A 12,314-nucleotide genomic window follows, 5' to 3' on the forward strand; every position below is an offset into this window, starting at 1 on the left:
TGTTTGCTTTATCTTCACTTTTTATTCTAAACAAAATAAAAAGTGCCAGATCATGAATCCGTCGATTCATGATCCAACACTAGGTTAGTATGTTTGTGTTTATAAGTAGGAGACCTCTGTAAAAGAAAATGTAATAAAAGATAATATCTATGGCCCGAAATTTAGAAAAATGCGTGTAGCTCATCATATTAATTTAGTTGATGCAGCAAAGGAGATTACTAACAAGTCTACGCTAGCAGAATGGGAAAAGGGCAAGGATAATTTATCCTGGTGTAAAGTTATTGCCTTGCTTTTTAATATCCATGTTCAACCAATGGAATTTTTAGAAAATACGGTCAGTTCACATTTATATTTTTCAATTCAAGATATTGCCGATGCATATGGAGCAAATAATATCAAGCAGCTTAAAGCAATTTCGTTGCAGTATTTAAAGCGGTATCAGGATGAGCCATTAAATAAAAAGGATCTGCCCAAAGCTGAAAGTTTGTTAGAAAAATTAGATACGTTAGAAATAATGAATCTGTATGCGGAAGAAACTATTCGTAAAAAATTCATGCATAGTTTGATTGATTATGCCAAGAATAATGACAGTACTGAAATAGCTTCTTTGTTTAAGTATTTAGATTTTCTAGGACTTAAAAATATGAAATCAGATTTTCAGGTTGCATTTACACAAATTAAACAGATCTATGGTGAATAAATTGGTTTCCGAGATTTCGGAAATAAGTAAATGGGTGCTACTAAAAGCATGATAATAAAAATAGCAAAAATAAATCATGCTTTGAAAGAGGCGCAATTAAGGCATTATGGGTAATCGGAATTCTAGCAATTTTTGTGATGGTGGCAGCGTGTTTGCCGGTAACTAGAAAATATTATTCACGATATGTGGCTAAGCTAGGATGTTGGAATATTTTAATTATTTTTCTACTTTATGTTTTATTTGATATCTGGTTTTTAACTACGATTTCCATGGCAGATAAAAAAGTTTGGTGGATACTTATTCTGATCAATCTTTCAGGAATAATTGCTATTTATAGAACTTACAAAGAAATCAAAAATATTGATCAAAAATAAAAATGCCCAGTTTTTAAAACTGGACATTTTTTACTTAGCTTGGGTTGTTTTTGGGGTAGGCACACTAGCAAATTTAATGCCATTTTTTTGCAAAGTTTGAATGTATTTAGTTAAATACAAATTTCTAACTGCACTTTGTTTTCCTGGCTTAACTTGAAAGTGAATGCTGTAAACAAATTTGTTGCCGGTTTGTTCCGTGATTCCTGTAATCGTTGGACCTTGAACAATTGTCTTTTTCTCGGGTTGAATAGTTTGATTGCATTGCTTGATGAGGCGGCTTACTTCTGTAACATCGTTTTCAGCATCAAGGTCAAGGTTAATATCAAGTGCCACACCGCCATGAGCTAGGTTTTGCACGATGGTAATATTACGGTTAGGAATGTAGATAATTGAACCATCTGAACCTTTTAATCTAGTGGTTCTAAGCCCCAGTTGAACTACAGTTCCTACGTTAGTGCCAATTTGTACCAAGTCACCAACATCGAATTGGTCTTCACTCAAGATGAAGAAACCGTTGACCAGATCACTGACGAATCCTTGGGCCCCCATCCCTAAAGCTAGGGAGAAGATTCCGGCACTGGCCAGTAGCGTTCCAACTGGCACACCTAAAATTGATAAGACGCCAAACAAATAAAAGAAGATCAACGTATATTGGAATAAACTGTTGATCAAAGCAGCAATTGTTTTAGAGCGTTTATTTTTTAATGTATTGTGTTTAGCTAAATAATTGTTAATTAATTTATGCCCAAAGTGAGATAATAGATAAAAGATCAGGGTCGTAATTGCTAACTGCCAAACAGTAGAAAGTAAATTTTGACCGATTTTATTCCAGTCTAGTTTTATTTTTTGAATATTTAATTGTGAGGGAAGCTTCATAGATGGTCCTTTCTTTACATTATGATTCTATAAAATAATAACAATACATAGATTGAGAATAAAGCATTTTCATGCTAGACTTTTTTTAGATAATAATGGAGGTTAAAAATGACAATTTCTTATGGTGCTTTAGCTGGTTTGATTGCGGCTATCGCTTTCTTGATTTTGGTATTGTTTACAATTCCAATGCTTACTAGAACCGCAAAATTATTAAAAGAAACCAGTACAACTATTCAAACAACTAATGAATCATTAAAAAAGATGACAGAAGATATGGATAGTCTGATGGATCAAACAAATGATTTGTTGGATAAAACTAATGACCTGATGGTCGATATTAATGGTAAAATGAAGACGTTAGATCCAGTAGTTCAAGCTGCTGCAGATTTAGGCGAAAGCGTATCAGAGTTAAATGATTCATCCAAGAAGATCGCTAAACGCTTTAGCAGCAATCATTTTAGCCATGCTGGTCTTGTTTCTTCAATAGCTGCGACGGCATTCGCAAGACGTAAGCGTCGCAGAGGTGAAAATTAATAAAGGAGGAATTCACCATGAAAAAATTTGCAAGTTTTGTATTAGGTGCCGTTGCTGGATGTGCAGCAGGTTTTCTCGCAGGTTCACTTCTTGTTAGTGATGAACAAGTAGATGACGTTAAGAACAAAATTAAAGATAACGACAAGCTTCAAGATTTGAAGAAGAAATACGATAATGGCACTGAAATTGTCAAGAATCAATTAGCTTCATTCCCAAAGAATGTTGAAGATGATTCGGAATTAAAAGACTTCGATGATATCGTAATTGATGATTCAAATAAAGATGACGATGTTACTGCAGGCGACAATGCTCAAGAATCTGTCGATGATTTAAACAACGCAGAAGAAGAACACAACGCTGAAGATGCAGAAGAAGATAAGCCAGAAGCTTAATCAAATCTACTAAAAAAGGCCGATTTAATCGGCCTTTTTCTTTTTGTCTTAATCTTTGAGTGGCAAGATCTTTAAGTCTTTGTCGGTGTGGGTAAATGGCTTGAAACCATCTTTAGTAACGACACCACAGTCTTCGATTCTAACACCGGCAAAGCCAGGGATGTAAATACCAGGTTCAATTGAGAAGCACATGCCTTCTTCAAGTACCAAGTCATTGCCTTGAACGATTGATGGGTATTCGTGTACGTTTTTACCGATACCGTGACCTAAACGGTGAATGAAGTATTCGCCATATCCAGCTTTGGTGATGATGTCACGAGCAACACTATCAAGTTCTTCTGCAGTAATACCAGGTTTAGCTGCTTCAATTGCTGCTTGTTGAGCTTCGCGGTCGACTTCGTAAATTTCACGTTGTTTGTCGCTTGGTTCGCCGTAGGCCACAGTTCTACTTGAGTCTGATGCGTAGCCATCGTGCATGGTACCTAAGTCGAACAAAACTAATTCGTTAGGTTGAACTGTGTTCATGGTTGGACCTAGGTGAGGGTTAGCGGCATTCTTACCAGCTTGCACAATAGTTTCAAAACTTTCATGCATTACGCCTTTTTGAATCTTTAATTGGTAGTCGATTTGACCAGCGATGCTTCTTTCAGTAACGCCAGTCCTAATGGCATCAAAACCAATCTTGAAAGCAAAGTCAGCTTCAGCACCGGCACCTTGAAGTTTCTTAATTTCTTCAGGCGTCTTGTATAAACGAAGTCTTTCGATGAAAGGAGATACGTCGTTAGTGAAGCTGGAGTTTGGAAATTCGCCACGTAAGCGTTGGTAGTGGGCAACAGATAAATCGTCTTTTTCAATTGCCCAGTTGTGATGCTCACTTGCGCGTTTTCTAACGTTGTCAGCAATAATACCCCATGGATCTTCTGAATCAAGGTAGCCGATAACGTCGCCGTCCCATTCAGAATCTTTGGCTTCTTCTACGTTTAAAGCAGGGCAGAATACGAATGGTTCTGCGTCTTTAAATACGACCAAGGCAAAAATTCGTTCATGAGGATCCATTGAATAGCCAGTGAAGTATGAAATGGTAATTGGGTTAGAAATAAAGGCAAGGTCATTGCCGTAATCTTGCAACCATTGTTGTAATTTATCTAAGTTCATAGCGTTCCTCTTTTCTTAAATTTATTACAAGTATATCATGATTTATGCATGAAAAAATGAAAGAAAAGCTGTAAACGTTTGCGCTTGAGGCTAGATAATGATACATTATTAGGGCGAAGGAGTTTCAGGAAGGACTGAGATGAGAATGCATAAGCAAGATGTTACTATTTATGATGTTGCTCGAGAAGCTAAAGTTTCAATGGCTACTGTTTCTCGTGTTGTTAATGGGAATAATAATGTTAGAAAAGAAACTCGTGATCGCGTATTAGAGGTTATTAAGAGATTGCACTACCAACCAAATGCGGTAGCACAAGGTTTAGCTTCTAAGCGTACCACTACTGTTGGTTTAATCGTCCCAGATTTAACCAATTTATATTTTGCGGAATTATCAAAGGGGATTGATGATATTGCACTTTTGTACAAGTACAACATTATCATTACCAGTATTGAGAATCGCTTGATGAAAGAAGATCAAGTTATTCAAAGTTTGCTTAACAAGCAAGTTGACGGTGTAATTTATATGTCAAACCGTTTGCCAGATAAGGCTGCGGAAGCATTTAAACGTACTGAAACGCCTGTGGTTTTGGCAGGTACCAAGGACAATCGTGAAGAATTCGCTTCAGTTACGATTGATTACAAGAAGGCTGATACCGAAGCGTTGAACTTGCTCATGCATGATGGCAAGAAGAACTTGGCTATTGTAGTTGGCGATCAAGATGCCGTAGTTAATGGCGAAAATAGAATTCCAGCTTACGAAGAATTCATTAGAGCAAACAATTTGGGTGAACCACATATTTATACTGGCATTAAGGATTACTCAGATGGTTACAACTTATATCCTCAACTCGTTAAAGATGGTATTGATGGTGTAATTGTAACTCGTGACATTTCTTCAGTAGGTATCTTGAATTCAGCAATGGATGCAGGTACTAAGGTTCCTGAAGAATTTGAAATCGTTACTGCGAGTGCTACTCAATTGGCTTCAGTTGTTCGTCCAGCTTTGACTACCATTAAGCAACCACTTTACGATATGGGTGCCGTAGCTATGAGAATGTTGACTAAGTTGATGAACAACGAAGAAGTTGACGATACTCATATTGAATTGCCATATGAATTGGTTAAGAAGCAAAGTACTTTAAACCAATAATTAAAATCAGTAAATTAAAAAAGATCAGTTTGTAGGAACTGGTCTTTTTTGTCTTTAATAAATAATATGGTTAACGGCCTTTTGCTTTTCACTAAAGGTTAGTTCTTTGATTGGGTTATTTGGATTATATGTTAACAAGGCCAAGTTAGTGTAATGACTAACTCTTGGCAATTTCTTGTAATCTGCAAAAGCTTGTTTACTGAAGAAACCGTAGAACAGAATTTGATTTGCTTTGACCCAGCCTAGCTTGGTGTAGAGCCACATATTTTTAGGACTGCCGTTAAAGTTTTGAATCTTGAATAGTTTGTCAGCAGGTAAAACTTTATTGGTTTGGGCCTGATTATCTGGATAACTGTACAGCGTAACTTTAGTGTTGGGCTTAGCCATAATCTTTTTATTCTGATATGGGGCAATATCTTGCTGGCGTAAATCTAAGTTAACAAATTCCGCAGAGATAAATGTCTTTTCGGCAATTTGGTAATAAAGACGATCATCAACTCGTACGCCATAAGTTACGTTAAGTTTTTGTCCTGGATAGACATATTTCTTTTCTTTGATTCGCACATAAGGATTCATCATTGTGGCAGTTTTAGTTTTGCCAAAATAGATTCCTGAACGATTGATGGCATATTTTTTGGTGCCACTTTTGGCTAATTTATATTTAAAACCAGTAGCCGGAAAGTTAGTTACAACCCCGTCGACATTTCGGTTGATTAGCCAATGCCATAAAGCAGGCGATTCATCCATTTTGGCCCAGACATAAAGTTGCTTATGCAATTTATGGAGCCAGTGAATTAAGAAGGGATGCTCTTGAACAATATCGGATGAGGCGTTAACTGCATTGACCTGAGGTAAAATACTGAAGTTAATGCGGCGAAGACTACCAACAATTAGGATTAAATATGCATGTGGCATTAGTTCTCTTAAATGAAATAAACTTGCGGCAGAAAAAGAATGGATCATAATTCTGTTTTGCATATGATATTCTTTAACTACTTGAGCAATTTTATCTTCTAGCTCATAAGAAGGGTTAATGCTATGATCTATTTTTGTCTCTAAAACAAATTTAGTATTTGGCCTATTTTTATAATACTTAAAAAGCTCATTCAGCGACATGACGTGTTCGCCATTATCGTACCTTAGCTGTTTAAGTGTCTTAAAGTCATTTTGTGATACAATTGCATGTGTATGAGTAACTCGGTAAAGGTCATCATCATGAGAGATGACCAATACTCCATCTTTAGAAAGCTGAAGATCGAGTTCAACGTAGTCGGCACCAGAATTGAAGGCGGAGTTATCAGCCTGAATTGTTTCTTCAGGATATTTGATAGGATCGCCGCGGTGACCAACGACAGTAAAACCGCTAGTTGTAAAAAAGACTAAGCTAAAAAAAATAGCCCAAAATACTTGGCTTTTAATTTTCATGTGTACACCTCTATCGCATACTTACAATAGCATGGTTACACATTTTTTTCTATTTTTTATAGTATGATTCTTTTATTCCTTAAGGGTGATTTGATGGAACAATTGGATTTAATTGAAGAAATTACAAGGAATGATGGCAGTCGATATTATGAAATTTCTAATATCGATCAAAATGGGATTGCCGAATTAGCAGCAGACCATGGCGCTATCAAGAGCGTTAGAATATTGCAACTGAATATTCCACGAACCAAGGCATTGATTGAATACGAAAAATATATTAATGATACTTATGATTTGCAGACTTTAACAAATGAAGACGATTGGAAAAATCCAAAATGGGTGGAATGGGAAAAGCCTAAAGGAAAAATCCTCGATGCGTATAATATGGTATTAAAAGCCAATCGAATTGGTTAGAAAGTGGTACAAAAATGGAAGAAACATGGCGAATTTTACATACAAATGATCTTCATTCACATTTTGAACATTTTCCTAAGATAGGACGCTATTTAAAAAAGGCGCAGGCAGATACTTCTGTTGATGAAGTTTATACTTTTGACGCGGGAGATTTTATGGATCGTTCCCATCCACTTACTGATGCCACAGAAGGTCAAGCCAATATTAAATTAATGAATGGCTTTAAATACACGGCCCTTACGATTGGCAATAACGAAGGAATTTCTAACCCGCATTGGGTGTTAGAGTGTTTGTTTGATCATGCTGATTTTCCTACAATTTTGGCGAATTTGCGTGAAGAAGACGAAACTATGCCTAAATGGGCAGTAGGACACAAGATTTTAACTACTAAAAAGAATACGCGCATTGCCTTAATCGGCTTGACTGCCGCTTATCCAATGACGTATGGTCCTAATCACTGGCACGTAAAAATGCTAGGAAGCACGATGGATAAGGAACTTAAAGAAATCGATGGTCAATATGACGTACTTATTTTATTAACACACGTTGGCCTGAAGATGGATCGCTGGTTAGCTAAGAATTATCCTCAAATTGATTTAATTGTTGGTGGGCACAGTCATGATTTAATCGCCCATGGAGAAAAAGTAGATCATACTTGGATTACCCAAACTGGTAAATGGGGTAACTATGTTGGTGACATTCATGTTGAATTAGATGATCATCATGTAACTAAGATTGTTCCGAATACGGTTGCTACTGCATCTATGCCAGAAGAGCCGGGAGATGAGGCAGTAATTCGCGGCTATTATGAAAAAGGTAAAAAATTGCTGTCTGAACGTAAAGTGGCAGATTTACCTGAAAAATTTGCAGATGACAAGGTAGCCGCAGTTCAAGCTTCCCTTGATGCGATTGCTGATTTTGCGAAAACTGACTTGGCGATTCTAAGCTCAGGTTTGTTTTTAACCCCATTTAAGAGTGGAATTTTAACTCAATTCGATTTACAAAACGCTTTGCCACACCCAATGCACGTGGTGCGCTCAACATTAAAGGGCAGCGACTTGTGGCGTTTGGTAATGGAAATTGAAAAGAACCGTCATTATCTTGATCATTTTCATTTGCAAGGCATGAGCTTCAGAGGCAAGATCTTTGGTCAAATGTACTATAAAGGGATCAAAGTAGATATGCGTAAGCGAATTGTTTATGTGAATGGTCGTGAAGTTGATCCAGAAAAAGATTATCAATTAGCCTGTTTGGACCACTATGTTTTGGTTCCATTTTTCCCAACGTTGGCTATTGTTGGTGAAAATGAATTCTTATTCCCTCAATTTTTACGTGAAGTTGTAGGCAATTATTTAGCCAAAAAATATCCATTATCAAGAGATGTGAAGTAAATGACTGAAAAGAACAAGAAGAACTCAGAAGAAAATAGCGAAGAGAAAACGAATAAGTTTGAACAAGAACAGCCGCTTCGTCATCCCTTGGCTAACGTAGTCCAAGATGGTAGGAGTATCAAAATCAATGATCAGCTTTATAGCATCATTGCCAATGAGAGGGATGCACTGGATTTAGAAACCTTGCGTAAAAAGTATGATCCCTATTTGGATCAATATGATTATTTAGTGGGGGATGTTTCTAGTGAACACTTGCGTTTGAAAGGCTTTTATAAAGATGAGGCCTGCACTTCAATTGATAAAAAAGAGTTGGCGATTGTTGATTACTTGAAGGAGTATCGTAATCCAGGTGGACCATATTTTATCTTGGAGTTAACGCATCCTACGCATTTTTATCAGCATCCTAAGAAAAAGACGCATGAACGTTATGAGCGTGAGCATAATAAAAAAGAACGTTTTCGCAGTCGGCGCCATTATAAGGGACGGCGTAAAAATGAGAATAATAACAATAATCCATTTAAGAAACGGCGCGTTCATCAAACTAAATTCAAGAAGAAGCAATCAATTGCAATAAAGAAAGAATTTGGACGGCATCATTCATTTATTATTAAAAAGAGAAAGGGAAACTAGTGAAAGATTACCGGTTATTTATGATTGACTTAGACGGTACGGTTTACCGTGGAAAAGAAACTGTAGAGTCTGGAGTAAGATTTGTTCATCGTTTGATCGAGCATAATAAAGACTATTTATTTTTAACTAATAATACGACCAGAACACCACAAATGGTGGTTGATAAGTTAAAAGGCCACGGCGTTGATACTGATATTAGCCATGTTTATACTCCAAGCATGGCTACGGTTAGCTATATTCTGGCTCACAATCATAAGAAAAAGATTGGTGTGTACATTATCGGTGAAATTGGATTATGGACCGAAATCTTGAAGCACCCTGAGTTTGAACTAAATGAAAAAGATCCAGACTATGTGATTGTCGGAATGGATAAGGATTTGACCTACCATAAGGTACGCGTAGCTTCAAATGCAATTAGAAATGGTGCAACTTTTATTGGGACAAATGCTGACATGAATTTGCCGGCAGAAGGGGAATTAATCCCTGGTAACGGTGCCCAATGTGCCTTTGTAGCAGCTTCTAGTGGCGTAAAGCCTCTATATATCGGTAAGCCAGAATCAATTATTGTTAATATGGCTTTGGATAAAATGGGCTACACCAAAGAAGATACCCTTTTAGTAGGCGATAATTACAATACGGATATTAAAGCTGGCTTTAATAGTGACGTGGATCAATTGTTAACTTTGACTGGCGTGACTCAAAAAGAAGATATTCAAGGCAAAAGACAACCAACAATTTTGGTTAATAATTTAGACGAGTTCAAACTATGATCACAAAAGACAATATTTTTTCAGTCGTTTATCACTTCTTATTTGCTTTAACTAGTAGTGTAGTTGGGGCAATTATTGCAAGCTGGCCCTTGCTCTTTATTTTCATGATCGTTCAGAAGACAAATGAGACGGTTCACATGTCTTTATTTAAGGTCATGCATAACTATAACCAGTTGATGGTTTATTTGATCTGGCCCTTTAAAAATAAGCTTAAAATGGACGATTTTCCCACATCACCAAATGCTGCTGAACACTTTGCGGAATGTAAGCAATTATTTGTGTTAGCCGTACTTGTTTTTATCATTTGTTTGGTGCTGCATTTTATCTTTAAAAAGCAAAGAAAAAAAGCATTGCTAGATTTGAATAAATCAGCAGCACTTATTTTGCTCTTGCTTCCGATTGTTATTTTTCCTTTTGCGGTGACAAATTTTGATAGTTTCTTTGTGATATTTCACCATATTTTGTTCAACAACAACGATTGGCTATTTGATCCTAATACGGATCCGATTATTAATGTTTTAACCGAAGGATTTTTCGCTTCATGCTTTGCCGTGGCGGGAATCATTTATGAACTCTATTTTGCAGAAAAATTATTGCGTAAATAAAAAAGAATTCCGTTAATGGAATTCTTTTTTTAATGACAATTTTTTATTTAAAGCAACAATAGCAATTGGCACTACCGAAACAAGGATAATAGCAATTACGATCATTGAGAAGTGATCCTCTACAAATGGAATATTACCAAAGAAGAATCCGATTGTTGTAAATAATCCCGTCCAAAGTAGGCCACCTACGATATTATATGTAATGAATTTGCCATAATGCATCTTGCTGCCGCCTGAAATGAACGGAACAAAAGTACGAATAAATGGTATAAATCTTCCTATAACAATCGTGGTTGGACCATGACGTTCGAAGAACTTTTCAGCTGCCAATCGGTTATTTTCATTGATTAGTTTATTGAACCAGCTATGTTTTTCTCCAGCTCGAGTAGACCAAGCGCCTATTTCATAGTTGACCGTATCACCGACAATTGCGGCCAAGGCGACCACTACGTAAATTAGCCAAACATCTAAACCGTACTTTGGATTGGCTGCCATTGCACTTGCCGCAAAGATAAGAGAGTCTCCCGGTAAGAATGGAAAAACGACTAAACCAGTTTCGATAAAAATAATGGCGAAAAGGATTAGGTAAGACCAACCGCCAAATTGATTAACGATGGTGACTAAGTGGTCGTCAATATGCAAAATAAAATCAATTAAAGCCATAAAAACCCCTATATACTCGTTGAATGGATTGTTAAAGTCTTTTCCGGGAATAGGTTGCGCATAATTGATGTAATAGCAATTTGAGCTTCGCCAAAACCTAAGGCAATTAAAGGAACACGTCCAGAGTAAGAAACAACATCGCCTGCTGCATAAATTCCATCAATATTGGTTTTCATTGCTCGATCAACTGGAATATTTGCCCCTTTAAGATCAATGCCCCATTTTTTAACGAAACGATTATTAGCTCTAAAGCCGTAGGCTACTACGATCTGATCAAATTGTTCATGACGTATTTCATCGCCACCCATTTTCTTAAGACTAATGTCTAACTTATTATCAATTAATTGAATATCTTTAGGAAGATATGGGGTAAGAATTTCAACGTTTTTTAAGGATTTGAGTTTTTGCACATTTGATTCGAGCCCACGGAATTGATCACGGCGATGAATTAATTTAATATCAGCATAATTTGCAAGTTCAAGTGCTAAATCTAGAGCTGAGTCGCCACCGCCAAAAACACCGATTGTTTGGTTAGCAATTTTTTTAGGATCCTTAATAAAGTAATGAACTCTTTTTTTGATGTCATCGTTCATTTTAAGTGGGAGCTCTTTAGGTTTGAATGCGCCGGCTCCTGTAGCGATAATAATGCTGCGTGCGAAGACTGAATCATCAATTGTAAAACCGTCTGCGTTTTTGACGATGTTTTCAACTTTATGATTAGTTACTATTTCAGTTTCGTTTTCTAAGTTTGCAGTTAATCTTTGAATTAAATCATGCGCTTTGATTGTGCCGAAAGCAGGGATGTCAGTTATCTGTTTAAAAGGATAAAGCATTTGCGGTTGACCGCCCAACTCGGATAGGGAATCAAAAAGGATTGTATTTAAACCATGTAAATGGGCGAAATGTGCGGCAAATGTTCCAACAGGACCGGCACCAATGATAGCTAAATCAACTTTTTTAATTTTAAAAACCTCCTCTATGTGTTGCTGTATCAACTTTAACATGAATTAGAGCAATATTCATTTGAAAATTATGCTTGCTCGTTAGTAGTAAATAGGTTATATTATTGAAGTCGCGTTTTTAAGCGTGACAAATTATTAATTAAAAAAGTGCTTGCATTTGTTTTGCAAGTATTATATATTAATAAAGTCGTTTCGAGAGATGCGGCACAGCTTGAATAAGAAGCCTGAGCAAAGGAAAAATCAATAAAATGAAAAAAGTACTTGCAAAAGGGAGAA

General features: G+C 36.6%; 15 protein-coding genes. 10 read left to right on the plus strand and 5 right to left on the minus strand.

The window, feature by feature from the left end; genetic code table 11:
• Positions 1 to 169 precede the first annotated feature (169 nt).
• Both WS44_RS07440 and WS44_RS07445 read left to right on the plus strand, forming a co-directional pair.
• Positions 170 to 700, plus strand: coding sequence for a transcriptional regulator (locus tag WS44_RS07440; RefSeq protein WP_014565577.1), 531 nt, complete (start codon positions 170 to 172; stop codon positions 698 to 700).
• Between the two features lie 152 nt (positions 701 to 852).
• A complete protein-coding gene (locus WS44_RS07445) occupies positions 853 to 1,074 on the plus strand; it encodes a hypothetical protein (RefSeq protein ID WP_014565578.1) in 222 nt (73 codons plus the stop codon).
• A 30-nt stretch (positions 1,075 to 1,104) separates the two neighbouring features.
• Here the strand turns inward: WS44_RS07445 and WS44_RS07450 are convergent, their stop codons facing one another.
• Entirely contained in the window at positions 1,105 to 1,950 is an 846-nt protein-coding gene (locus WS44_RS07450) for a mechanosensitive ion channel family protein (protein ID WP_013641541.1), read from the minus strand.
• 108 nt (positions 1,951 to 2,058) lie between these two features.
• Here WS44_RS07450 and WS44_RS07455 point away from each other — a divergent pair, with 108 nt between their 5' ends.
• Both WS44_RS07455 and WS44_RS07460 read left to right on the plus strand, forming a co-directional pair.
• Positions 2,059 to 2,484, plus strand: a complete 426-nt coding sequence (locus WS44_RS07455; RefSeq protein ID WP_013641542.1) for a DUF948 domain-containing protein — start codon at positions 2,059 to 2,061, stop codon at positions 2,482 to 2,484.
• Between the two features lie 17 nt (positions 2,485 to 2,501).
• Complete coding sequence (locus tag WS44_RS07460) at positions 2,502 to 2,876, plus strand: hypothetical protein (protein WP_013437256.1); 375 nt, start codon at positions 2,502 to 2,504, stop codon at positions 2,874 to 2,876.
• A 48-nt stretch (positions 2,877 to 2,924) separates the two neighbouring features.
• Here the strand turns inward: WS44_RS07460 and WS44_RS07465 are convergent, their stop codons facing one another.
• Entirely contained in the window at positions 2,925 to 4,031 is a 1,107-nt protein-coding gene (locus tag WS44_RS07465; RefSeq protein ID WP_013437257.1) for a Xaa-Pro peptidase family protein, read from the minus strand.
• Between the two features lie 145 nt (positions 4,032 to 4,176).
• Between WS44_RS07465 and WS44_RS07470 the strand changes: the two genes are divergently transcribed.
• Entirely contained in the window at positions 4,177 to 5,178 is a 1,002-nt protein-coding gene (locus WS44_RS07470; protein ID WP_013641543.1) for a substrate-binding domain-containing protein, read from the plus strand.
• Positions 5,179 to 5,232: 54 nt separating this feature from the next.
• On the opposite strand, the gene WS44_RS07475 is transcribed toward WS44_RS07470, so the two are convergent.
• Complete coding sequence (locus WS44_RS07475) at positions 5,233 to 6,603, minus strand: glycerophosphodiester phosphodiesterase (RefSeq protein WP_046433889.1); 1,371 nt, start codon at positions 6,601 to 6,603, stop codon at positions 5,233 to 5,235.
• A gap of 93 nt (positions 6,604 to 6,696) precedes the next feature.
• Between WS44_RS07475 and WS44_RS07480 the strand changes: the two genes are divergently transcribed.
• From WS44_RS07480 to WS44_RS07500, 5 genes are read left to right on the plus strand one after another with little or no spacing between them, the layout of a single operon-like run.
• On the plus strand, positions 6,697 to 7,017 hold the full coding sequence (locus WS44_RS07480; protein WP_013437260.1) for a hypothetical protein: 321 nt from the start codon (positions 6,697 to 6,699) through the stop codon (positions 7,015 to 7,017).
• Positions 7,018 to 7,031: 14 nt separating this feature from the next.
• The gene (locus WS44_RS07485; protein ID WP_013437261.1) at positions 7,032 to 8,408 is read left to right on the plus strand and encodes a bifunctional UDP-sugar hydrolase/5'-nucleotidase; all 1,377 of its coding nucleotides are present in this window, start codon (positions 7,032 to 7,034) and stop codon (positions 8,406 to 8,408) included.
• The gene (locus WS44_RS07490) at positions 8,409 to 9,038 is read left to right on the plus strand and encodes a YutD family protein (RefSeq protein ID WP_013437262.1); all 630 of its coding nucleotides are present in this window, start codon (positions 8,409 to 8,411) and stop codon (positions 9,036 to 9,038) included.
• Positions 9,038 to 9,808: a TIGR01457 family HAD-type hydrolase gene (locus WS44_RS07495; protein WP_013641546.1), complete on the plus strand. Its 771-nt coding sequence runs from the start codon at positions 9,038 to 9,040 to the stop codon at positions 9,806 to 9,808. The genes WS44_RS07490 and WS44_RS07495 overlap by 1 nt, the downstream gene beginning before the upstream one ends.
• Positions 9,805 to 10,413 (plus strand): TIGR01906 family membrane protein, encoded by a 609-nt coding sequence (locus WS44_RS07500; RefSeq protein WP_013641547.1) that lies wholly within the window; start codon positions 9,805 to 9,807, stop codon positions 10,411 to 10,413. Before WS44_RS07495 ends, WS44_RS07500 begins: the two co-directional genes overlap by 4 nt.
• 12 nt (positions 10,414 to 10,425) lie before the next feature.
• Here WS44_RS07500 and WS44_RS07505 read toward each other — a convergent pair whose 3' ends face one another.
• Positions 10,426 to 11,076, minus strand: a complete 651-nt coding sequence (locus tag WS44_RS07505; protein WP_046433891.1) for a VTT domain-containing protein — start codon at positions 11,074 to 11,076, stop codon at positions 10,426 to 10,428.
• A gap of 8 nt (positions 11,077 to 11,084) precedes the next feature.
• Positions 11,085 to 12,080, minus strand: coding sequence for an NAD(P)/FAD-dependent oxidoreductase (locus WS44_RS07510; protein WP_046433892.1), 996 nt, complete (start codon positions 12,078 to 12,080; stop codon positions 11,085 to 11,087).
• Positions 12,081 to 12,314: the final 234 nt, after the last annotated feature.

The organism is Lactobacillus sp. N54.MGS-719 (assembly GCF_000980505.1).
In the GTDB taxonomy this organism is placed as follows: domain Bacteria; phylum Bacillota; class Bacilli; order Lactobacillales; family Lactobacillaceae; genus Lactobacillus; species Lactobacillus amylovorus.

Coding starts and splice junctions, on each gene's coding strand:
- WS44_RS07455 (WP_013641542.1), top strand. CDS start 2,059: ATGACAATTTCTTATGGTGCTTTAGCTGGTTTGATTGCGGCTATCGCT.
- WS44_RS07490 (WP_013437262.1), top strand. CDS start 8,409: ATGACTGAAAAGAACAAGAAGAACTCAGAAGAAAATAGCGAAGAGAAA.
- WS44_RS07460 (WP_013437256.1), top strand. CDS start 2,502: ATGAAAAAATTTGCAAGTTTTGTATTAGGTGCCGTTGCTGGATGTGCA.
- WS44_RS07510 (WP_046433892.1), bottom strand. CDS start 12,080: ATGTTAAAGTTGATACAGCAACACATAGAGGAGGTTTTTAAAATTAAA.
- WS44_RS07500 (WP_013641547.1), top strand. CDS start 9,805: ATGATCACAAAAGACAATATTTTTTCAGTCGTTTATCACTTCTTATTT.
- WS44_RS07470 (WP_013641543.1), top strand. CDS start 4,177: ATGCATAAGCAAGATGTTACTATTTATGATGTTGCTCGAGAAGCTAAA.
- WS44_RS07440 (WP_014565577.1), top strand. CDS start 170: ATGCGTGTAGCTCATCATATTAATTTAGTTGATGCAGCAAAGGAGATT.
- WS44_RS07475 (WP_046433889.1), bottom strand. CDS start 6,603: ATGAAAATTAAAAGCCAAGTATTTTGGGCTATTTTTTTTAGCTTAGTC.
- WS44_RS07450 (WP_013641541.1), bottom strand. CDS start 1,950: ATGAAGCTTCCCTCACAATTAAATATTCAAAAAATAAAACTAGACTGG.
- WS44_RS07465 (WP_013437257.1), bottom strand. CDS start 4,031: ATGAACTTAGATAAATTACAACAATGGTTGCAAGATTACGGCAATGAC.
- WS44_RS07480 (WP_013437260.1), top strand. CDS start 6,697: ATGGAACAATTGGATTTAATTGAAGAAATTACAAGGAATGATGGCAGT.
- WS44_RS07505 (WP_046433891.1), bottom strand. CDS start 11,076: ATGGCTTTAATTGATTTTATTTTGCATATTGACGACCACTTAGTCACC.
- WS44_RS07485 (WP_013437261.1), top strand. CDS start 7,032: ATGGAAGAAACATGGCGAATTTTACATACAAATGATCTTCATTCACAT.